Origin of the sequence: Bacillus sp. ISL-18, from assembly GCF_018613415.1 — a bacterium.
Taxonomy (GTDB): Bacteria; Bacillota; Bacilli; order Bacillales; family Cytobacillaceae; genus Neobacillus.
Genome location: NZ_JAGGQG010000010.1, coordinates 504,804 through 526,060, shown reverse-complemented (window position 1 = coordinate 526,060; position 21,257 = coordinate 504,804). Strand labels below are relative to the sequence as shown.

Sequence of the window (21,257 nt, the reverse complement as noted above, 5' to 3'; positions counted from 1 at the left end):
TAAAGGGAGAGAATGGGATGTTGAAAATTGGCTCACATGTATCTATGAGCGGCAAAGATATGCTGCTTGCTGCCAGTGCGGAAGCAGTATCCTATGGTGCTAATACTTTTATGATTTATACGGGTGCACCGCAAAATACCCGAAGAAAGAAAATTGAAGATCTGAATATTGAAGCAGGAAGAAGACATATGGAGTTGAACGGGATCACAGATATAATCGTGCATGCTCCCTATATCATAAACATTGGAAATACAACTAATCCGGATACGTTTGAATTAGGAGTAAGATTCCTTCGCAGTGAAATTGAACGAACAGAGGCACTTGGGGCGAAACAAATTGTTCTTCATCCGGGTGCCCATGTCGGGGTGGGAACGGAGCTTGGCATAAAAAAAATCATCGAAGGCTTGAATGAAGTCTTAACAGGTAAGGAACAGCTTCAAATTGCGCTCGAAACGATGGCAGGAAAAGGTTCTGAATGTGGAAAATCATTTGAGGAACTAGCGATGATTATGGACGGTGTCAATTTTAACGACAGGTTGTCAGTTTGCTTTGATACTTGTCATACACATGATGCCGGCTATAACATTGTAGACGACTTTGACGGTGTTCTAAATGAATTTGATAAAATTATCGGTTTAGACAAACTAAAAGTCCTTCATATCAATGATAGTAAGAACACAGTGGGGATGAGAAAAGACCGCCATGAGAATATCGGATTTGGTCATATTGGATTTAAAGCCCTAAATTATGTCGTTCATCATCCTCAATTAACAGAAGTCCCAAAGATTTTGGAGACTCCTTTTGTTGGCGAAGATAAAAATAATAAAAAACCGCCTTATAAGTTTGAAATCAACATGCTCAGGGAGCAAGAGTTTAACGAAAACTTATTAGATGAAATAATGCAAGGATAAGGAAAAAGCTGTGCTTCGGCACAGCTTTTTTATTTTTTCGTAAATTCAACTAATAGCTTATTAACTTCTCGGGCGGTTTCGGGTCCAGCTGCTTTTGCTATTTGCTTTACCAATTGGGACCGTTGTGTTGTATCAAAAATATTAATGTTTTTCCCTCTTAAGTATTCGGAGATCTTGTTTGCCTGTTGGTTACTGATCGTAATATTAAACTGATTTGCATACTTTATAAGCTCTTCTGCTGTAATTGTGTTAATTTTATGATTAATGATGCTTTCAAATATTTTCACCCTCATCACTCCTCCATGCTAATGTATGAAGATGAGGATAGAGTGTGACAATGGATTATAATGGGGATTGACCAAGTTTCTTTGCCTTTACAATTGGGAAGTCCTATTGTATACTACTTGAAGTTAAATCGGAATCATTCTGATAATTAAAAGTGAGAGTGTGGACCATGCAAGCTAATATTGAAATAAAAGATCTTTTTTACCGTTATGAAAAAGAAAGTGTTCTTGAAGATATTACGATTACTGTCCCAGACGGATCCTTTTTGGCCATTGTCGGCCCTAACGGTTCAGGTAAATCTACTTTGTTAAAATTAATATTAGGTTTATTAAAGCTGCAAAGAGGGGACATCTTTTTATTTGGTCAGGAAATAAGTAAATTTAAAGATTGGCAAAAAATTGGTTATGTGTCGCAAAAGGCCAATTCCTTTAATACTGGATTTCCAGCTACTGTTTTTGAAGTGGTTTCAAGCGGATTAACCAAAAAGTTGGGATTATTTACCTTCTTTAAAAAGGAACATAGGCAGAGGGTAATGGAGGCACTAGACGCAGTGGGGATGAAGGCATTTAGCCATCGAAATGTTGGAGAACTGTCCGGAGGTCAGCAGCAAAGGGTATTTATTGCCCGTGCACTGGTAAGTGAACCGAAGCTTTTGATTTTGGATGAGCCCACCGTCGGCGTGGATGCGGAAAATGTTCATTCGTTCTATGAGATGCTAGGCGACTTAAATAAGAGCAGGGGGATTACGCTTTTATTGGTTACCCATGATATAGGCACCATTTCCGATAAGGTTACACATGTTGCTTGTTTAAATAAACATTTGCATTTTCATGGTAATACAGAGGAATTTGAACAAGTTAGCAGGAATGGGTTGTCTAAGGTTTATGGTCATGATGTACACGTGTTAGCCCATAACCATGAACATGGAGGCGTTAGAAATTGATTGAAGGTATTTTTCATTATGAATTTTTACAAAATGCGTTTTTAACAGGGATTTTGATTGGAATCCTAGCCCCTTTGCTAGGAGTGTTTATCGTCGTCAGAAGGTTATCATTAATTGCTGATGCCTTAAGTCATGTTACCTTGGCAGGCATTGCTGCAAGCTTGCTTATTGAGAACAAATTTACTATGCTTGCGGGTTTGAACCCGCTTTATATGGGAATGGTTTTTTCTGTAGGCGGCTCATTGTTTATTGAAAAGCTAAGAGGCGTTTATAAGCAATACCAAGAGCTGGCGATTCCAATTATTATGTCAGGCGGAATTGGGCTTGGAGTCATTTTTATTTCGCTTGCCAATGGATTTAATACTGATTTGTATAGTTATTTATTTGGCAGTGTCTCTGCTGTCAGCCGGACCGATTTATGGGTTATATTGGTTATAAGTATACTTGTCACAGTCGTAATTATTTTATTGTATAAAGAGCTATTTTTACTTTCTTTTGATGAGGAACATGCCAAAGCCTCAGGAATACCTGCGAAAAGTATTCATTTCATCTTTATTGTCATGGTAGCCCTTGTGATTGCTGCATCGATGAGAATTGTAGGAATCTTGTTGGTTTCCTCTTTAATGACACTTCCAGTTGCGGCCAGTATTCGCATCGCCAAGGGGTTCAAACAAACGATCTTTTTATCGGTTCTCTTCGGTGAACTCTCTGTCTTAGGCGGACTTTTTACGGCCTATTACCTGGATCTTGCACCCGGGGGTACGATTGTTATGCTCGCGGTTCTCATCTTAATAATGGCAATCTTTTATAAAAAAATGACCAGTCGATTAGGAGGAGGAGCTAAGTGAATGTTAATGAAGCCATACAGCACCTAAAGGAAAATGGATTTAAACAAACAGGAAAAAGAGAAGATATGCTGCAATTATTTGCAGATAATGATAAATATTTAACGGCTAAAGATGTCCTCGATTTATTAAAAGAAGATTATCCAGGTTTAAGCTTTGATACCATTTACCGTAACCTATCTCTATTTGTCGATATGGGGATCTTAGAAATGACAGAGTTATCCGGGGAAAAACATTTCCGGTTTACTTGTTCCAGAAACCATCATCATCATCATTTTATCTGTTTAGATTGTGGAAAAACCAAAGAAATCGATACCTGTCCCATGGAGGGATTAAGTGAAAATCTAAAGGGATATGATATTTCTGGGCATAAATTCGAAATATATGGACGTTGTCCGGATTGTTGTTGTTAAAAAAAAGCTTGTGGGTTACACAAGCTGTTTTTTACGTACTGGTTTTTGATTCTTTAGCCAGGTTTCTACCCAATGATAGGCCTCACGCCAATTCTTAACACGTATAACGCCTTCTGGCAGGGGATCCTGATTATAGGGAGTATCGAAGAGAATAACCGGAATACGGCACTCCTCATGAATCATAACCGCATTATCATGTTTATCCTCAAAAAAAAGATCAATATTATGCCTCTTGGCAGTTTCCACCTTATCGTGTGAACCGATCAACTCAATATGGTGAAACGTAAGCCCATGCTTGAAAAACCATTCCTCCGTTACATCGAGCAAATGAGGTCCTCGTGCACTAATAAAAAATAATTCATGTTTATGTTTCCATCTCGTTAGTACATCAATGGAACCAGGTGCAGGCGGTGAACCTTCGTAAATAATCGGTTCATTTTCGGTAAACCACTTTGCGAATTCCTGTTCAGGTACATTAACAAACGGGGTCAATTCATACTTATTTACATCCTCATATAAGATAGTTAAGTTAAAGGCCTTATTAATAAAAGGAATCAGGGAGGTGGGAGAGGTTACGGTGCCATCTATATCTATACCAAATCTTTTCATTATATTCTTCACCCTCGTTTGATGTAAGTTCTCCTTTTATTTTACCAAAGTCAGGCCAACAATAAAGGATTAATTTAAAAAGTTACATTCCGCTATTTCAAATAAATCCCTATTTAAGACAAACATTGACATACTAAAAACCGTCATGTGGTCCACACTAATAAATGCTCCTATAACTGAAAGAGAGGGATTAGGATGGCAGATGAACGAGACACGAAAGTGCAAGAAGCTCTTCGAGGACCAATAATTGGAGAAGATATACCCAATTCTCCTTCCTCATATAGGGAAGAAACCGCTTCAGAAGTAGCTGCACCAATTAGCACTTCTTATTCCTTGAAGAAGTCAGAGAATACTCCTGAGATTGGTGCTTCCGTTCCGATCAGATCTTCTCAATACCGAGAAGAATCGGCAGCTGAAATTGCTGCACCTGTTCCTGTTGCACTAAGGAAAAATCAAAACAATACGCAGCAGCAGCAGAAAGCTGGAGCTGCCGCAGGAACAGGGATAGGTACCCTTGCCTTAGCGTTATCGATTTTATCACTGTTTGTAATGCCTATACTATTTGGTGCTGCAGGTATTGTGTTAGGGTTTGTAGCGAGGAGTAGAGGTGCCCAAGGTCTTGGTGCATGGGCAATTGGTATTGGAGCCATATCAATTGTTGTCGGTATCTTTATTCTTCCGTTCTTTTAACAGTACTGCTGCATAGGAGCTAAGAAAAGCGCAAGCGCCTTGTTCAGCCCCGACAAGCATAAGCCAAGCCGGCCGAAAGGTTGCTTTTTAACCTTTTGGTCGGATTGGCTTATGACCTCGAGGGGCTAGGCGCTGGAGCTAGACAGACAGACAGACAAAAAGAAACCCGGCATTCATACCGGGTTTCTTTGCGGTTAGTTTTTATTTAACAACTTTTCTTCTTCTGCCTTTTTGCGGAAATATTCTTCAGCGACTTGATCAATTTCCTTCTTAAGTTCCTCAACCATTTGTGCCTCTGGAACTTTGCGGACAATTTCACCTTTCCTAAACAATAATCCCTCACCACGAGCACCGGCAATTCCGATATCCGCTTCCCGTGCTTCGCCAGGACCATTTACAGCACAGCCTAATACTGATACTTTAATCGGAGCTTTTATGGTTGAAATATATTCTTCAACTTCATTTGCGATACTGATCAGGTCAATTTCAATTCTTCCGCAGGTTGGGCATGAAATTAATGTTGCTGCATTAGAAGAAAGTCCAAATACCTTTAAAAGCTCGCGTGCGACTTTCACTTCTTCCACAGGGTCGGCGCTTAAAGAAATCCGTAATGTATTTCCTATCCCTTTACTGATAATCGCACCTAATCCCGCCGCACTTTTAACTGTACCGGAAAAAAGTGTCCCAGATTCAGTAATACCTAAGTGTAATGGATAATCGAAAGCGCGTGCGGCTTTTTCATAAGCTTCGATAGCTAGGTTAACATCAGATGCCTTCATCGAGACAATAATATCGTGGAAATCTAAATCCTCGAGAATTTTAATATGGTGAAGGGCACTTTCTACCATACCATCAGCTGTCGGATATCCGTATTTTTCAAGAATTTTCTTTTCTAGAGATCCAGCATTTACTCCAATTCGAATCGGGATTCCACGTTCTTTCGCTGCTTTTACAACTGCTTCAACCTTTTCACGTTTACCGATATTCCCTGGGTTAATTCGAATTTTATCAGCACCGCCTTCAATGGCTTTAAGTGCTAATTTATAATCAAAATGAATATCGACTACAAGAGGGATATTAATTCTTTTCTTGATTTCTGGAATGGCATTTGCAGCCCGTTCATCTGGACATGCAACCCGGACTATTTGACAGCCTGCTTCTTCCAAGCGTTTAATCTCTGCAACGGTCGCCTCCACATCGTGCGTTTTCGTTGTAGTCATACTTTGAATAATGATTTCATTGCTCCCGCCAATGGTTAAATTTCCTACTTTAATGGGCCGGGTTTTGGTGCGATGTATAATTTCACTCACGTGTAATTCGCTCTCCTTCAAATATGGATTCGAATCTGAATAAATTCGATCTATTGCCGTCATAACGGTCAGTACACTCGAATGTTCTCCCAAGCAGAAGTATGAATAGCCCCTGCTTGGAGGTTCATCTTATTGTATCAGCCATGTGCTATTTTTGACAAGATTTACGATATATCCTCTTTATTTTGAGTAATCAGGAAAATGATATGTAGAGCCAATTTGAATTTTTTCAGGGGACTTACCTCCATTTAATGTTTGAAAGTCCTCGATTAAGTCAGGGATGGGAACAGGAAGTGATTTATTGATTCTATGCTCAACAATGGAAATCACTGTATCACCTGGTTTTACTTCTGCATCAAAAGAAGGTAAATCTGTTTTAGACGGGGTGCTTTGCTCAACTTTTGCGTCTACAGGTTTAGGGGTGGAGGTTGGAAGAGTGCCAACTGTTAGATCGTAATAAATGACGTATAGGACTAAGATTCCTAGTAGAATGCCGAATAGTTTTTTCATGGGACAAGCCTCCAGAAAGAATGTTTGTACATTCGTATGCTTGTCCACATTAAATTAGACCAAAAAACGTCCGTTTAAGGACGTTTAGTTTGCATTTTTTGGTCTCGGGACTTCCTTAATAGCCAGGAATAACACAATGATAACTACAAACCAATTAATTAAGAAACTGTTCGGAACTATAGTTTGAATAGCGGCCATAATGGTGAAGAATAAGGTTGGCAAAGTTTCACTATAAGCTGCCATTCTCCATAATTGCCGGTAATTAAGCTTACGATTTCCTTTTAAAGCAAGCCCGATAAAGGCTAAAACAGATATCTCAATAAAACTAGCTGCGCTTGAGAAAATATAAATGAACAGTGATACAACAGGAATAATAATCCCTTTCATTCCGCCGATCGTATCAACAAAATTTAGCAGGTCGCTATTGGTAATATGTATATCATTCATCATCGAATATGGATAGGTCTCAACGTTGCCGCCGGAGGACAATGCAAACCCATCCTTCAATAATGCGAAAGCATTTCCTTCATCCGCTACATCATCTCCAGATATTGCACCAGTAGGATCAATAATAATGGTAAAGTTGTCTTTATCGATTGTAACTGGCACTTCTGTTTTTGCTGTAAGCCGTCCATTTTTAATGGAGAAAGAAGGAGCTTCGTCTTTTATAATTGTTTTTGCAGCGTCAATTCCCTCTATGAGCGCGGTACTAAAATAAATAATAGATGGCAGGATGGAGATGAAGGTTAAGAAAAATACATATAGAATCGTTTTTCCAATCCCTTGAAAACGAAATAGGGCAATATCCCTTGGGGAATAAATACTTTTATAAAATTGTTTGAAGATATTCATAATAACCACCTTTTAATGAAACATGATAACAAGACACACATTCTATTGTAGCCTGAGTCATTGAGATATACAAGAATGTAGAGGTTAATGAAACCATTTTGAGGGTAAACCGTAAAATAGATAAGAATAAAGAAGGATGGGGACGATGGAAATTGTTTATTGGAGTATCATAAGTATTCTTTTTATTATTGCTTTTGTTGGCCTGGTGTACCCGATTATTCCGAGTGTGTTATTTCTGCTGGCAGGATTTATACTGTACGGTGTCTTCTTTTCATTTGGGCCTTTTAGTTGGTTATTTTGGCTTATCCAAGGTTTATTTGTCATATTATTGTTTGCAGCTGATTATGTAGCAAACCTCATTGGGATCAAAAAGTATGGCGGCTCCAAGGCGGGGGTTTGGGGAAGTACGATCGGTATTTTAGCAGGCCCGTTTGTTATTCCTATTTTCGGAATTTTAATTGGTCCGTTTATTGGGGCGATTGCAGCCGAGCTAATAGTGAACAGAAGAGGATTTACTGAGAGTGTGAAAGTAGGATTTGGTTCGGTCATTGGATTTATAAGCAGTGTAATCACAAAAACCATTATTCAAGTCATAATGGTAGGCTATTTTTTTATCCTTGTACGATAAAAAGCCACTTGATGACCAGGTGGCTTAGTGTTTCGGCTTCAGCTTCTTTGCTAGACACTTTAAGCTGTTAATTAATCCCGCAAATTTCGCTCGGACAGTTTTGGCAATCCACTTCCATTTTTAGATATGCTAAGTTCTTTATCGTGAATTTTTGATTTTCATATAGAATGATGTCTTTTTCCCGGAGTTCTTTTAAGGCACGTTGGATCACTTCTCTAGTTCCATAGGTTAAGTTGGCAAGTTCCTGATGGGTTAAGGGCAAGTCAATTAATATACCGTTTTCCGTTTTAACTCCGTAAGTTTTGGATAACCGGATCAGGGTGGAAAATAAACCACCTTTTTTGCCATTCATAATTAAGTCCTGACACTTCATTTGGGACTTTAAGTAACCAGTGCTTAACCATTCAACCAAAGCAATCATCGCTTCAGGGTCCGTTACTATAAATTCTTCAAATTGTTCTTTTTTTATAGCAATTAATTCACAGTCAGACAGAGTCTTGGCGAAAAACTGATAGTGGGGATTTGGCTTAAAAAGCTGATACTCCACAATTAATTCCTTGTCATCCAAGACTTTTAAAATAAATTCCTTTCCGCGTAAATGAACCCTGCCTAGTGCAATACTTCCTTTTAGATTTAAGTAGATATATTCTACGGGATCTTTTTCGTGAAAAAGGACGGTTCCCGCTTTTACCTTTTGGACTGGCTCATTTTTTTGGAAAAATTGTACCAGTAAAGTATAAATTGAAATGCCTGTAGTTTGCATATTTGGCCCTCCTTTTTACCCCTTCAAATTGATTAAAATCCTTAAATAACAACCTGTCAATAAGGCATTGAAGCTGATTTGGAATTGTTTTTCCGTGGTATGACAAAAATCGTTGACAGGATGCTAGTTTGATGAATCATGACAATTTTTCGAATAATAGTTAGGCTTTAAATTTTTCCCTTTATTTATCGGTATAAAAATCTGTTAAAAGGAAATTGTATTTATGTTGGGCATAAGCATTTTATTTGAAAGGAAAAACCAACTTTGGTATCTTTTAAGTAAAGCTTTAGAAATATTCTTATAAATCGTAAAGGTTGTAAGCTTACCTAAAGCCCCAAAAAATAATACGTACATAGGAGGAATTAATGATGGCATTTGAATTACCAAAATTACCTTATGCAGAAGATGCACTAGAACCACATATTGACAAAGAAACAATGAATATTCACCACACTAGACACCACAACACATATGTGACAAATCTAAATAATGCATTAGCAGGAAACGAAGAATTGCTTTCTAAATCAGTTGAGGAAGTTATTTCTAATTTGGATGCGGTTCCAGAATCTGCACGTACAGCTGTGCGCAATAATGGCGGTGGGCATGCTAACCACTCTTTATTCTGGCAAATTCTTTCTCCAAATGGCGGTGGTGCCCCAACTGGTGAATTGGCTGACGCAATCACTAGCAAATTTGGCAGCTTCGATAATTTCAAAGAAGAGTTTGCAAAAGCAGCAACTACACGCTTCGGCTCTGGCTGGGCTTGGTTATCTGTAAACAATGGTGAATTAGAAGTTTCTAGTACTCCAAACCAAGACTCTCCATTAATGGAAGGTAAAACTCCAATTCTTGGCCTTGATGTTTGGGAGCATGCTTACTATCTTAAATATCAAAACAAACGTCCTGATTACATTTCTTCGTTCTGGAATGTTGTTAACTGGGATGAAGTTTCAAAGCGTTATAACTCAGCGAAGTAATGAGTATTTAAAAGGCAGCATTAGCTGTCTTTTTTTCATTTATTTTAATTGTATAAGAACCCTATCCTAGATAAAGACTACCCTTATGACAAAGGGGAGTTTTTTTTATGGCAAAAAAATTTAAGATTTTGGGTGACGTAGAATTAACGAAGGATTTATCACTTTTGCTGATCATTGGCGGACTGTATTCATTGAGTGTTGCTTTATCTAACACGTTTGTGAATATTTATCTTTGGAAGCAAACGGGACAGTATTCCGATATTGCCCTATATAACCTCTCAATAGTCGTATTGCAGCCGATAACGTTTATCTTGGCGGGGCGGTGGGCGAAAAAAATCGATAGAGTGATCGTACTGCGAATTGGTGTCATTTCGTTAGCATTGTTTTATCTAGCTGTATTGATTACCGGCACAAATGCTTCTACTTACTTACTTTTATTAGGTGGACTGCTCGGAATTGGTTATGGCTTTTATTGGTTAGCTTATAATGTGTTGACCTTTGAAATTACCGAACCAGAGACCAGGGATTTTTTTAATGGATTTTTAGGGATATTATCCTCCGCAGGCGGCATGATTGGCCCAATTGCAGCAGGTATTATCATCACAAAATTTGAAGAATTTACCGGATATTCGTTTGTTTTTGGATTGTCACTAGCATTATTTGGTCTGGCAGTGTTTATGAGTTTTTCACTAAAACCGAGGCCTGCTTCCGGCCGGTATTGCTTTAAACGGATTATTGAGGAAAGGAAACAAAACGAAAATTGGCGTTTTGTGACAAATGCTCATTTTGTTCAGGGGTTACGCGAGGGGACCTTTGCTTTTGTTATCTCTGTTTTTGTCTACATTTCAACCGGAAGTGAAATGTCTTTAGGGACATTTGGTTTGATTAATTCCGGAATATCCTTTGTTGCTTACTATTTTGCGTCACGATTGATAAAGAAAAAATTTCGTAAAAAAGCCATTCTAATTGGTGGGATTATCCTCTATGCTTCAGTTATGCTAATTATTTGGGATTTGAATTTTGTAAAATTATTATTATATGGAGGGATGATTGCAATAGCGTATCCACTATTGTTTGTCCCTTATAGTTCAACTACATATGATGTGATTGGGTCAGGATGGAAGGCAGCAGAAATGAGGATAGAATATATTGTTGTCCGGGAAATTTACCTTAATCTCGGCAGGATTATTTCGATTTTAGCTTTTCTTGCAGCAGTTACTTGGTTTAATGAAGAACAAAGTATTCCAATTCTGTTATTCTTTTTAGGTGCAGGTCATTTATTAATTTATTTGTTCATGCGAAGAGTTCAAATACCTGCAGCATAAAAACGGTGAGTTTACTACTCATCGTTTTTTTGTAGCCATGAAACAATTTGGTCCAGGATTTTTAACAAAATTGGTAAGGGTTATTCATAGATAAATAGGACATTATCCTTTAAAATAAAGAAAGTTATGTAAGCTTTGGTAAAGGAAGTGTATAGAGATCTTGAATCTTAAAAAGAAGAAGAAAAAAACACATGTCCCGTTTCGTTTAAATATGGTGTTTTTTGTTGTATTTATCCTTTTCTCTGTTCTTATTCTTCGTCTTGGAGAACTGCAAATTGTCTTTGGTGATGATTTTAAACGTGAGATCCAACGAACCGAAGATATTACTGTGAATAACCCCGTACCGAGAGGGAAAATGTATGACCGTAATGGCAGCACAATTGTAGATAATAGTCCGCTAAATGCGATTACCTATACAAAAAGTCAAAATGTGACACAAAAGGAAATGCTGGATACCGCTGCAAAATTAGCAAAGATTATCTCGATGGATACCTCCAAAGTTCCGGTGCGTGACAAAAAGGATTTTTGGATAATGAAACATCCAAAGGAAGCCAAGAAAAAAATTACGAAAAAAGAGTGGGCCTTATATAATCAGAAAAAATTAGATGATAAGGAAATTTATCAATTACAGCTGGACCGGGTGACTGATCAGGAAATTAACAGCATTCAAGGTGAAACCCTTGAGACACTTGCCATCTATAGCAAATTCAATAGTGGTTATGCATTAACCCCGCAAATTGTTAAAAATAAAGACGTAACTGCAGAAGAATTTGCCAGCGTCAGTGAAAATCTAGAAAATCTGCCTGGCGTTGATACAACCACAGACTGGAAACGTGAGTATGCATTTGGTGATACGTTGAAATCTATTTTAGGGGATGTGACTTCCTCTGAAGCTGGGATCCCGAAAGAACAATTAGATAAGTATCTCGCTCATGGTTACAGCCGAAATGACCGCGTGGGGAAAAGTTATCTAGAATTAAAATATGAAGATGTTCTCCATGGCCAGAAGGCAAAAGTGAAGACTGTCACGGACAAAGCTGGGAAAGTCCTTTCGACCGAGGTTGTTTCGGAAGGGAAGCGAGGGGACGACCTAGTCTTAACGATTGATATGCAGCTTCAACAGCAGGTTGAAAAGATTATTGAAGAAGAAATGTGGTCTGCTAAAAGCAAACCTAATACTGGTGTTATGGATCGTGCCTTTGTCGTTGTTACCAATCCTAATACAGGTGAAATATTGTCGATGGCCGGAAAGCTAATTGGTAAGGATAGTAATGGTAAGACGGTTATGAAAGACTATGCTAGTGGTACTTTTACCAGCTCCTATAACGTGGGGTCAGCGGTGAAAGGGGCTACCATTTTAACTGGTTATCAGACTGGTGCGATTAAACCGGGTTCCTACCAACTAGATGAACCGTTAGTGATTAAAAATACTCCTATAAAGAAATCATGGAAAACCTTTGGTTCTATTAATGATCTAAGAGCCTTACAGGTTTCTTCCAACGTCTATATGTGGAAAACCGTTATTGCAATGGCGCATGGAAAGTATGTGCCGCATGGTACGCTCAATATGGAAACTGCAAAGACCTTTAATACGATGCGGCAATCTTTTAGCCAATTTGGACTTGGAACACGAACAGGAATTGACCTTCCAAATGAAATGAGCGGTTTCCAAGGACAAGAGAATATTCCGGGTAAACTTCTTGACTTTGCTATTGGTCAGTATGATACGTACACACCGATGCAGTTAGCTCAATACGTTTCAACGATCGCTAATGGGGGTAATCGTGTCCAGCCTCATATAGTCAAAGAAATTCGCGAACCAGTAATGGATAGTAATAAGTTAGGACCGATTATTGAAGAAATAGAACCAAAGGTATTAAATCGTCTCGATATGAAGGATGCTTGGATTAAACGGGTCCAAGAAGGTTTCCGAATGGTTATGCAGGTTGGAGATGGTACGGCAACTAGCGCCTTTAGAAGTGCACCATACAGCCCTGCTGGAAAGACCGGAACGGCTCAAGCCTTTTATGATGGTTCTGTTAAATCTTTACGTGGTACAGCAGTAATGAACTTAAGCCTTGTTAGCTTTGCACCGTCAACTAACCCGGAAGTTGCCATTGCTGTCGTTGTGCCTTGGGCATATTCAGGTAATAGTGGTCCAAGTATCAACTCCTCAATTGGGCGCCGAGTATTGAATGCCTATTTTGACTTGAAGAAAACACGTCAACTAACAGATGGTGTTTCAGGTTCTGAACAGCAAGCAGACCAAAATACAGCAGATTCTACTCAAAATACGCAACAAACGGGACAATAGATTTATATTCTTATAGCCACCTGTCATTAATTAGACAGGTGGTTTTTTTATTTTTTTCAACTTTACAATATCTAAACATAGATTTACAAAACCTTTACATACGATTAAAACTCCGTTTACACTTAGGATTTATGCTTGTATATGTAAGAGAAAACAGGAACAAGGATGAAAGTAGAACGTGATACGGAAGGAAATTAAAAAGATTTATAAGTTGATAGTTAATTGAATAACTGGGTAAGTGTGGAACTGCATTTACCCTCTTATGACGTATATAGGGGTGTTGCTGCAATGGAAAAGATCGTACCTGCTAGGGAAAGATTGTTAAAGTCCGGAAAAAATCGGATGGATGGAGAAGTTCGTGGAAAGATTCTTGTGTTACTGTGCGCGGTGATTATGATCTCTGCCACCATTTCGATTACCATCTTCCTTGGTACAAAAGGGCTGCAATCATTTATTAAGAATGGTGTTAATTTTATTGAGTTCTTAACCAGTGTCCACTGGAATCCTACCGATAAAGCTAATCCAGAGTATGGGGTATTACCGTTTATCTTCGGTTCCTTTGCTGTTACTTTTTTATCAGCAATTGTTGCGGCACCATTGGGAATTGGCGGTGCGATATTCATGACAGAAATTGCACCTTCATGGGGACGAAAAATATTACAACCAATCATTGAGCTTTTAGTTGGAATTCCATCTGTTGTTTATGGATTCATCGGGCTTACAGTATTAGTTCCTTTTATCAGAGAACATGTGGGCGGATTAGGATTTAGTTTGCTTTCAGGGACGATTGTGTTATCCATCATGATTTTACCAACGATTACGACCATTGCGACAGACGCAATGAGTTCATTACCAAAAAGTTTACGAGAAGGGTCCTATGCTCTTGGGGCAACACGTTGGCAAACGATCCGCAAGGTTCTTATTCCGGCTGCTTTGCCCACCTTGTTGACTGCCGTAGTTTTAGGTATGGCAAGGGCATTCGGAGAAGCTTTAGCTGTCCAAATGGTAATCGGTAACGTTCGTGATATACCAACAAGCCTATTGGATGCTTCAGCAACTTTAACGACCATTATTACCTTAAATATGGGACACACCACTTACGGAAGTGTTGAAAATAACACACTTTGGTCGATGGGTCTTATTTTATTAGTTATGTCGTTTGCGTTTATTCTCCTAATCCGTTATCTATCATCGAGGAGGAAGCTGTAATGAATAGCAAAACTGCTGACCGATTAGCTACAGGAGTATTTGTAGCGATTGCCATTATAATTATTTCTATTTTAGTTGGACTATTTTCCTATATTTTAGTGAACGGCCTAAAACATGTTTCACTTCATTTTTTAACAACACCTTCAAGTAATGTACTTGCTGGGGGAGGAATTCGCGATCAATTATTTAATTCCTTCTACGTTCTATTTATAACGATGTTAATTACCGTTCCACTTGGTGTAGGTGGTGGAATCTATATGGCGGAATATGCAAAACCGGGGAAGGTCACCGATATGATCCGTTCATGTATTGAGGTCCTTGCTTCTCTGCCATCGATTGTTATTGGGATGTTTGGTTTATTAATGTTCGTTAATTTAACCGGATGGGGTTATACGATTTTGGGCGGTGCTTTAGCATTAACGGTATTTAATCTTCCAGTGCTTGTACGGGTGAGTGAGGATGCGATTCGTGCTGTTCCCCGCGAATTAAAAGAGGCAAGTCTTGCCCTAGGGATTACGCATTGGCACACAATTAAAACGGTTATTTTACCAAGTGCATTTCCGTCCATTTTAACTGGTGCCATTCTAGCAGCAGGAAGGGTATTTGGTGAAGCGGCCGCCTTGTTATTTACAGCTGGTCTATCGACACCAAGGCTTGATTATGCCAACTGGAATCCATTTTCTGATCAGTCGCCATTAAATATTTTTCGTCCTGCCGAAACACTCGCTGTACACATTTGGTCGGTCAATACACAGGGGCTAATTCCTGACGTTGAAGAAGTTTCAAATGGTTCTGCCGCCGTGCTGGTTATTTCAGTCTTAGTATTTAACCTCTTAGCAAGATGGATTGGCAGATTGATTCATAAAAAAATTACAGCAACTAAATAAAGGGCAGGTGAAAATGGATGGTTACGACTCTATTGGAAAAGGAATCTATGGAACAAACATTTGAAACAACCGTCCCGTTCCCAATGGAAAATATTTTAAAAGTAAATAATTTAGAAATATTTTATGGGGAAAAACGTGCCGTAAATGGTATCTCAATGGATATAGAGAAAAATGCTGTAACTGCATTAATTGGACCGTCTGGCTGTGGGAAGTCAACATTTTTGCGAAGTATTAATCGGATGAATGATTTAATTCCAGGAGCAAGAGCTGAAGGTGAAATTCTTTATGAAGACCTAAATATCTTATCCGACCAAATCAATGTAGTCGCATTAAGGAAAGAAATTGGTATGGTATTTCAAAAGCCTAACCCGTTTCCAAAATCTATCTATGAAAATATTACCCATGCATTGAAGTTTAGCGGCATTAAAAAGAAAAGCCGGCTTGATGATATTGTACAAGAAAGTCTAGAAAAAGCAGCTTTGTGGGATGAAGTAAAGGACCGACTCTATAAATCTGCTCTTTCACTTTCAGGCGGGCAGCAGCAGCGTCTTTGTATAGCTAGGACGATTGCAATGAAGCCGGCAGTTATGCTCCTTGATGAGCCATCATCCGCATTAGACCCCATTTCCAATGCAAAGGTCGAAGAGCTGATTGTTGACTTGAAAAAGGATTATTCGATTATTATTGTTACACATAATATGCAGCAGGCTTCCCGTATTTCCGATAAAACAGCGTTCTTTTTAAATGGAGATTTAATTGAAATCGATTCTACTGAAAAAATCTTTACCAATCCTTCCGTTAAAAAGACTGAAGAATATATTTCTGGAAGATTCGGATAAGGGGGTATCGTCATGACAACTTCAACGTTAACAAGACAAATATTTGATGTAAAAGATTTAAATTTATGGTACGGAGACCATCATGCCTTAAAAGATATAAACTTTTCCATTAATAAAAAAGAAGTTACGGCAATAATTGGACCATCTGGATGTGGTAAGTCCACCTTTATTAAAACACTTAACTTAATGATTAATATGATTCCAAATGTCAAAATGACAGGTGAAATTAACTTAAATGGTAAGAACATCCTTGATGAAAAAGTTGATCTTGTAGACCTTCGCAAACATGTGGGGATGGTTTTCCAAAAGGGAAATCCCTTTCCACAATCTATTTATGATAATATCGCCTACGGACCGAGAATTCATGGGATTAAAAAAAAGGTCCATCTTGATGAGATTGTCACAAAATCATTGATGGACGTAGCATTATGGGATGAAGTGAAGGATCGATTACACGCACCTGCATTGGGGTTATCGGGCGGACAGCAGCAAAGATTGTGTATTGCTAGGGCGTTAGCTACCAAACCTGAGGTATTACTAATGGATGAACCAACTTCTGCGTTAGATCCAATCTCTACTTTGAAAATAGAGGAATTGATCTTAGAGTTAAAAGAAAAGTATACAATCGTCATTGTTACTCACAACATGCAGCAGGCATCACGGGTGTCAGATAAAACAGCCTTCTTCTTAATGGGGGAGCTTATTGAATTAGATGCTACTGCTGCTATATTTTCAAACCCTGCGGACTCACGTACGGAAGGGTATATTACCGGAAGATTCGGATGATGGGGTGGACAAAATGAGTACAAGGTCTAATTTTGATCATAATTTACTGCAATTAAATGAAATATTATTATCCATGGCTAAAAAAGCAGAAATGGCGATTAAAGATGCTATGCTCTCTTTAGTCAATCAAGACCTCGATAAGGCAAAGGCTGTTCTAATGGGGGATAATGAAATTAATAATTTGGAACAAGAAATCAATGATAAAGCCTTATTATTAATTGCAAGAGAATCACCTGTAGCTACCGACCTTAGAAAAATAAGCGCTGCATTAAAGGTATCATCAGAAATTGAAAGATTGGCTGATATTGCCGTAAATATCGCTAAATCCACCATTCACATAGGTCATGAAAAGCATATTAAGGAGATCATTGATATACCAAATATGATGGGAATCGCTTTGGAGATGGTTTCTGAGTCGATTGAAGCTTTTACCACCGAGGATGTTTCTCTGGCACAAGAATGTGCAAAAAAAGATGACCAGGTGGATCAAATGTTTGGCCGTCTAATTCAAGAATTAATAGGATATATCCCGCAAAATCTAAATTCAACCAACCAAATCATTCAGTTAGCATTTGTTTGTAGAAATGTCGAGAGAATCGCCGATCATTCAACGAATATTGCTGAGAATGTCATTTATCTTGTTACAGGAAAACGACTAAACTTAAATGCTTAAAAAAGAGGGGGCTGCCTGGAAATGTGCAGTCTCCTCTTTACTATGAAATAGGTTTATTCAATTTGCTTAAGCCTTTCATTTACTATTGTGCTAAAGTATTATTGTGTTAAAATTCAGAATTTTTTGTTGACAAAGCATGGTTTACTCACATAAGATAATTATCATAGTAATAGAAAATTATATGATGGGAGTGAAAACACATGAAGTGGCATAAAAAAATAGTTCAAAATTCAAAAACGGTAATAAAAGAGGCTGGACTCCAATTCTAATCAGAATCGGAATCCAGCCTCTTTCTTTATTATACTAAAGTGGTAGAGGAGAGATATTATGATTACGTTAACAGGCCAAAGTTTAACCCTAGCTCAAATAAAGGAAGTTTTATTCGGAGGTCAGAAGGTGGCCGCTTGCGAGAAAAGTATTGAGGCTGCCGGAAAGAGCCGGAGAGCAGTTGAAAGAATCGTATCAGAATCAAGAGTAGTTTATGGAATTACAACAGGTTTTGGTAAATTCAGCGATGTTCTAATTGATAAGAATCATGTTCAAGATCTGCAGCTCAATTTAATTCGCTCACATGCTTGCGGAGTAGGTGAGCCGTTCCCAGAGGTTGTTGCAAAGGCAATGGTTCTTCTTCGCGCTAATGCTCTTTTGAAGGGCTATTCTGGAATTAGACCGATTGTGATTGAAAGATTATTAGATTTAGTAAACAAGGATATAATCCCCGTGATTCCGCAGCAAGGTTCCCTTGGAGCAAGCGGTGATTTGGCACCGCTCTCACACTTGGCATTGGTGCTAATCGGGGAAGGAGAAGTATTTTATAAAGGAAATCGAATGGACTCACTTGAAGCCTTTCAGCTAGAAGGGATATTCCCAGTAACACTTCAAGCAAAAGAAGGCCTTGCTCTTATCAACGGAACGCAAGCAATGACAGCAATGGGCGTGGTTGGCTATCTCGAGGCAGAACAACTTGCATTCCAAAGTGAGTTAATTTCCGCCATGACGATTGAAGGATTAACTGGGATTATTGATGCCTTTGCTGAAGAGGTTCATCTTGCTCGGGGTTATCAACAGCAAATCGATACCGCAGCACGAATCCGCGGTTACTTAAGCGATAGTTTATTGACGACGGTACAGGGAGAATTGAGAGTACAGGATGCTTATTCCCTTCGATGTATCCCGCAAGTTCATGGTGCCACGTGGCAAGCCCTGGATTATGTAAAAGAGAAATTGGAGATTGAGATGAATGCTGCAACGGATAATCCATTAATTTTTGATGATGGTGAAAAAGTAATTTCCGGTGGTAACTTCCATGGACAGCCAATCGCTTTTGCGATGGATTTTATGAAAATTGCTGTTGCAGAAATGGCGAATATTTCTGAAAGACGGATTGAACGATTAATCAATCCACAATTAAATGATTTACCACCATTTTTAAGCCCGGAGCCAGGCTTACAATCAGGTGCCATGATCATGCAATATGTTGCTGCATCTCTTGTTTCGGAAAACAAAACTCTGGCACATCCAGCAAGTGTAGATTCCATCCCATCATCAGCGAACCAAGAGGACCATGTAAGCATGGGAACAATCGCTTCCAGGCATGCACATCAAATTATTCAGAATACAAGAAGAGTCCTGGCAATAGAGCTAATTTGTGCGATGCAGGCGGTTGAATACCGGGGAATTGAGAAAATGGCAAACCAAACAAGAAGGCTTTATGATACCGGAAGAAAACTTGTTCCTTCTATTAAAAAGGACCGCATTTTTTCAAAAGATATTGAAAAAGCCGCTGAAGGCCTTAAAACAATGGACCTGAAAAAGTTACTACAGCAATTAGACAACGTAAAATAATTCTTACGGAGCAAAACGAATAAATTAATTAATAATCATCGCTCTCCCATGCGGTTCCTAATGGTCCTACTATTGATAACTATACTAAATAAAAAAAGAGGTGTTTTATGCAAAATATGGCCCTACAAAAAGGTAATCAACCAACGAATCCAGGTGAACAACCTGAACATTTAGAAAGAAAATTAAAAACAAGGCACCTATCAATGATTGCCATTGGCGGCACGATTGGTACTGGCCTCTTTTTAGCTAGCGGTACTACTATTCATGATGCCGGTCCAGGAGGGGCACTGGCAGCCTATCTTATTGCAGGGATCATGGTTTACTTCCTCATGACAAGCCTGGCGGAGATGGCTGTATTTATACCAATTTCGGGCTCATTCAGTACGTATACTTCAAGATTCGTTGATCCTGCCTTAGGGTTTGCTGTTGGCTGGAATTATTGGTATAACAATGCCATTATTTTGGCTCTTGAATTATCGGCATCTTCCTTGATTATGAAATATTGGTTTCCTACTATTCCGGGTATTGTCTGGAGTGCAACTTTTCTGGTCCTTATTTTTAGTCTGAATGTTTTATCCGTAAAAGGTTATGGTGAATCAGAATTTTGGTTTTCCATTATCAAGGTTGTAACCATTTTGCTTTTTATTGTTGTGGGATTATTGATGATCTTTGGAATTATGAAGGGGCATACAGGTGGATTTGAAAATTTCACTAAAGGAGAAGCGCCATTCAAAGGAGGTCTTTTATCCATCTTTAGTGTCTTTATGGTAGTGGGGTTTGCCTTCCAAGGAACGGAAATGGTTGGGGTAGCTGCAGGTGAAAGTGAAAATCCTGAAAAAAATATCCCTAAAGCGATTAAACAAATCTTCTGGAGAATTCTTTTATTCTATATTTTAGCCATTTTCGTTATTGGATGCCTAATTACCTATAAAGATCCCAATTTATTAAGTTCGGATCTTGAGAACATTGCAGTTAGTCCATTTACGCTAGTTTTTAAACATGCTGGCCTGGCATTTGCCGCAGCAGCGATGAATGCTGTTATTCTTACGGCTGTTCTATCGGCAGGAAACTCATGTTTATACGTTGGTTCACGTGTTCTATGGGTATTAGCTGAAGAAGGAAAAGCACCGGCATTCCTGAAAAAAATAAATAAAGGAGGTGTTCCTGTAAACGCTCTATATTTGACCACGTTAGTAGGAATGCTTTGCTTCCTAACCTCGCTTTTTGGTGACGGAACAGTCTATTCCTGGTTATTAAATGCTGCTGGCTTAGCAGGTTATATCTCGTGGTTAAGTATTTCTGTTACACACTACCGATTCCGAAAAGCATTTATTGCACAAGGGAGAGATTTTAAAGACCTTCCATATGTTGCGAAATGGTTCCCGTTAGGTCCGATTCTTGCGACAGTGTTATGTTTGGTGGCAATGCTTGGAAGTAACTACCAAGCGTTTATCGGTGACAAAATTGACTGGTATGGGATTCTGGTTTCTTATATTGGCCTGCCTTTATTTTTATTTGGATATCTTAGCTATAAAGTAGTAAAGAAATCAAAAATGGTTCCATTACAAGACGCTGATTTCAGCAGGGAATAAGTTAAAAAATAGATTTGTAAAACTTTTATTAAATGATAATAAGACACAAGG

Annotated in this window: 22 protein-coding genes; 16 read left to right on the top strand and 6 right to left on the bottom strand. The window is 38.6% G+C overall.

Annotation, left to right across the window (positions count from 1 at the left end; all coding sequences use genetic code 11):
- Positions 1-17: 17 nt before the first annotated feature.
- A complete protein-coding gene (locus J7E81_RS15805) occupies positions 18-911 on the top strand; it encodes a deoxyribonuclease IV (protein WP_215043659.1) in 894 nt (297 codons plus the stop codon).
- A 29-nt stretch (positions 912-940) separates the two neighbouring features.
- On the opposite strand, the gene J7E81_RS15800 is transcribed toward J7E81_RS15805, so the two are convergent.
- Complete coding sequence (locus J7E81_RS15800; protein ID WP_215044393.1) at positions 941-1,198, bottom strand: DUF2624 domain-containing protein; 258 nt, start codon at positions 1,196-1,198, stop codon at positions 941-943.
- A 167-nt stretch (positions 1,199-1,365) separates the two neighbouring features.
- On the opposite strand from J7E81_RS15800, the gene J7E81_RS15795 reads away from it, so the two are divergent.
- From J7E81_RS15795 to zur, 3 genes are read left to right on the top strand one after another with little or no spacing between them, the layout of a single operon-like run.
- Positions 1,366-2,139 (top strand): metal ABC transporter ATP-binding protein, encoded by a 774-nt coding sequence (locus J7E81_RS15795; protein ID WP_215043657.1) that lies wholly within the window; start codon positions 1,366-1,368, stop codon positions 2,137-2,139.
- Positions 2,136-2,987: a metal ABC transporter permease gene (locus J7E81_RS15790; protein ID WP_215043656.1), complete on the top strand. Its 852-nt coding sequence runs from the start codon at positions 2,136-2,138 to the stop codon at positions 2,985-2,987. Before J7E81_RS15795 ends, J7E81_RS15790 begins: the two co-directional genes overlap by 4 nt.
- Entirely contained in the window at positions 2,984-3,397 is a 414-nt protein-coding gene (gene zur / locus J7E81_RS15785; protein ID WP_215043654.1) for a zinc uptake transcriptional repressor Zur, read from the top strand. The genes J7E81_RS15790 and zur overlap by 4 nt, the downstream gene beginning before the upstream one ends.
- Before the next feature lie 15 nt (positions 3,398-3,412).
- Here zur and J7E81_RS15780 read toward each other — a convergent pair whose 3' ends face one another.
- Positions 3,413-4,009 (bottom strand): 5' nucleotidase, NT5C type, encoded by a 597-nt coding sequence (locus J7E81_RS15780; protein WP_215044391.1) that lies wholly within the window; start codon positions 4,007-4,009, stop codon positions 3,413-3,415.
- A gap of 330 nt (positions 4,010-4,339) precedes the next feature.
- On the opposite strand from J7E81_RS15780, the gene J7E81_RS30595 reads away from it, so the two are divergent.
- Entirely contained in the window at positions 4,340-4,696 is a 357-nt protein-coding gene (locus tag J7E81_RS30595) for a DUF4190 domain-containing protein (protein WP_374104058.1), read from the top strand.
- A gap of 194 nt (positions 4,697-4,890) precedes the next feature.
- Here J7E81_RS30595 and ispG read toward each other — a convergent pair whose 3' ends face one another.
- The 3 genes from ispG to J7E81_RS15760 form a co-directional block, all read right to left on the bottom strand.
- Positions 4,891-6,069, bottom strand: coding sequence for a flavodoxin-dependent (E)-4-hydroxy-3-methylbut-2-enyl-diphosphate synthase (gene ispG, locus J7E81_RS15770; protein ID WP_215043652.1), 1,179 nt, complete (start codon positions 6,067-6,069; stop codon positions 4,891-4,893).
- A 117-nt stretch (positions 6,070-6,186) separates the two neighbouring features.
- A complete protein-coding gene (locus J7E81_RS15765) occupies positions 6,187-6,516 on the bottom strand; it encodes a hypothetical protein (RefSeq protein WP_215043650.1) in 330 nt (109 codons plus the stop codon).
- 84 nt (positions 6,517-6,600) lie between these two features.
- Complete coding sequence (locus tag J7E81_RS15760) at positions 6,601-7,368, bottom strand: DUF1189 domain-containing protein (protein ID WP_215043648.1); 768 nt, start codon at positions 7,366-7,368, stop codon at positions 6,601-6,603.
- 145 nt (positions 7,369-7,513) lie between these two features.
- Between J7E81_RS15760 and J7E81_RS15755 the strand changes: the two genes are divergently transcribed.
- Positions 7,514-7,996: a DUF456 domain-containing protein gene (locus J7E81_RS15755; protein ID WP_215043646.1), complete on the top strand. Its 483-nt coding sequence runs from the start codon at positions 7,514-7,516 to the stop codon at positions 7,994-7,996.
- Positions 7,997-8,063: 67 nt separating this feature from the next.
- On the opposite strand, the gene J7E81_RS15750 is transcribed toward J7E81_RS15755, so the two are convergent.
- Positions 8,064-8,759 carry a Crp/Fnr family transcriptional regulator gene (locus tag J7E81_RS15750; protein ID WP_215043644.1) on the bottom strand — a complete coding sequence of 232 codons (696 nt, stop codon included), beginning with the start codon at positions 8,757-8,759 and terminating at the stop codon, positions 8,064-8,066.
- Between the two features lie 368 nt (positions 8,760-9,127).
- Between J7E81_RS15750 and J7E81_RS15745 the strand changes: the two genes are divergently transcribed.
- From J7E81_RS15745 to J7E81_RS15700, 10 genes are all read left to right on the top strand, one after another.
- Entirely contained in the window at positions 9,128-9,736 is a 609-nt protein-coding gene (locus tag J7E81_RS15745; protein WP_215043643.1) for a superoxide dismutase, read from the top strand.
- A 107-nt stretch (positions 9,737-9,843) separates the two neighbouring features.
- Positions 9,844-11,061 (top strand): MFS transporter, encoded by a 1,218-nt coding sequence (locus tag J7E81_RS15740; protein ID WP_215043641.1) that lies wholly within the window; start codon positions 9,844-9,846, stop codon positions 11,059-11,061.
- Positions 11,062-11,272: 211 nt separating this feature from the next.
- On the top strand, positions 11,273-13,375 hold the full coding sequence (locus J7E81_RS15735; protein WP_215044390.1) for a peptidoglycan D,D-transpeptidase FtsI family protein: 2,103 nt from the start codon (positions 11,273-11,275) through the stop codon (positions 13,373-13,375).
- A 288-nt stretch (positions 13,376-13,663) separates the two neighbouring features.
- Entirely contained in the window at positions 13,664-14,584 is a 921-nt protein-coding gene (gene pstC / locus J7E81_RS15730; protein WP_215043639.1) for a phosphate ABC transporter permease subunit PstC, read from the top strand.
- Positions 14,584-15,471, top strand: a complete 888-nt coding sequence (gene pstA / locus J7E81_RS15725; RefSeq protein WP_215043637.1) for a phosphate ABC transporter permease PstA — start codon at positions 14,584-14,586, stop codon at positions 15,469-15,471. The genes pstC and pstA overlap by 1 nt, the downstream gene beginning before the upstream one ends.
- A 47-nt stretch (positions 15,472-15,518) precedes the next feature.
- On the top strand, positions 15,519-16,310 hold the full coding sequence (pstB, locus tag J7E81_RS15720; protein ID WP_251028704.1) for a phosphate ABC transporter ATP-binding protein PstB: 792 nt from the start codon (positions 15,519-15,521) through the stop codon (positions 16,308-16,310).
- A gap of 12 nt (positions 16,311-16,322) precedes the next feature.
- On the top strand, positions 16,323-17,096 hold the full coding sequence (gene pstB / locus J7E81_RS15715; RefSeq protein ID WP_215043633.1) for a phosphate ABC transporter ATP-binding protein PstB: 774 nt from the start codon (positions 16,323-16,325) through the stop codon (positions 17,094-17,096).
- A 13-nt stretch (positions 17,097-17,109) separates the two neighbouring features.
- Positions 17,110-17,769, top strand: a complete 660-nt coding sequence (gene phoU / locus J7E81_RS15710) for a phosphate signaling complex protein PhoU (RefSeq protein WP_215043631.1) — start codon at positions 17,110-17,112, stop codon at positions 17,767-17,769.
- A 327-nt stretch (positions 17,770-18,096) separates the two neighbouring features.
- Complete coding sequence (gene hutH, locus J7E81_RS15705) at positions 18,097-19,614, top strand: histidine ammonia-lyase (protein WP_215043629.1); 1,518 nt, start codon at positions 18,097-18,099, stop codon at positions 19,612-19,614.
- Positions 19,615-19,730: 116 nt separating this feature from the next.
- Positions 19,731-21,206, top strand: a complete 1,476-nt coding sequence (locus J7E81_RS15700) for an amino acid permease (protein WP_251028703.1) — start codon at positions 19,731-19,733, stop codon at positions 21,204-21,206.
- The last annotated feature ends 51 nt before the right edge of the window (positions 21,207-21,257 follow it).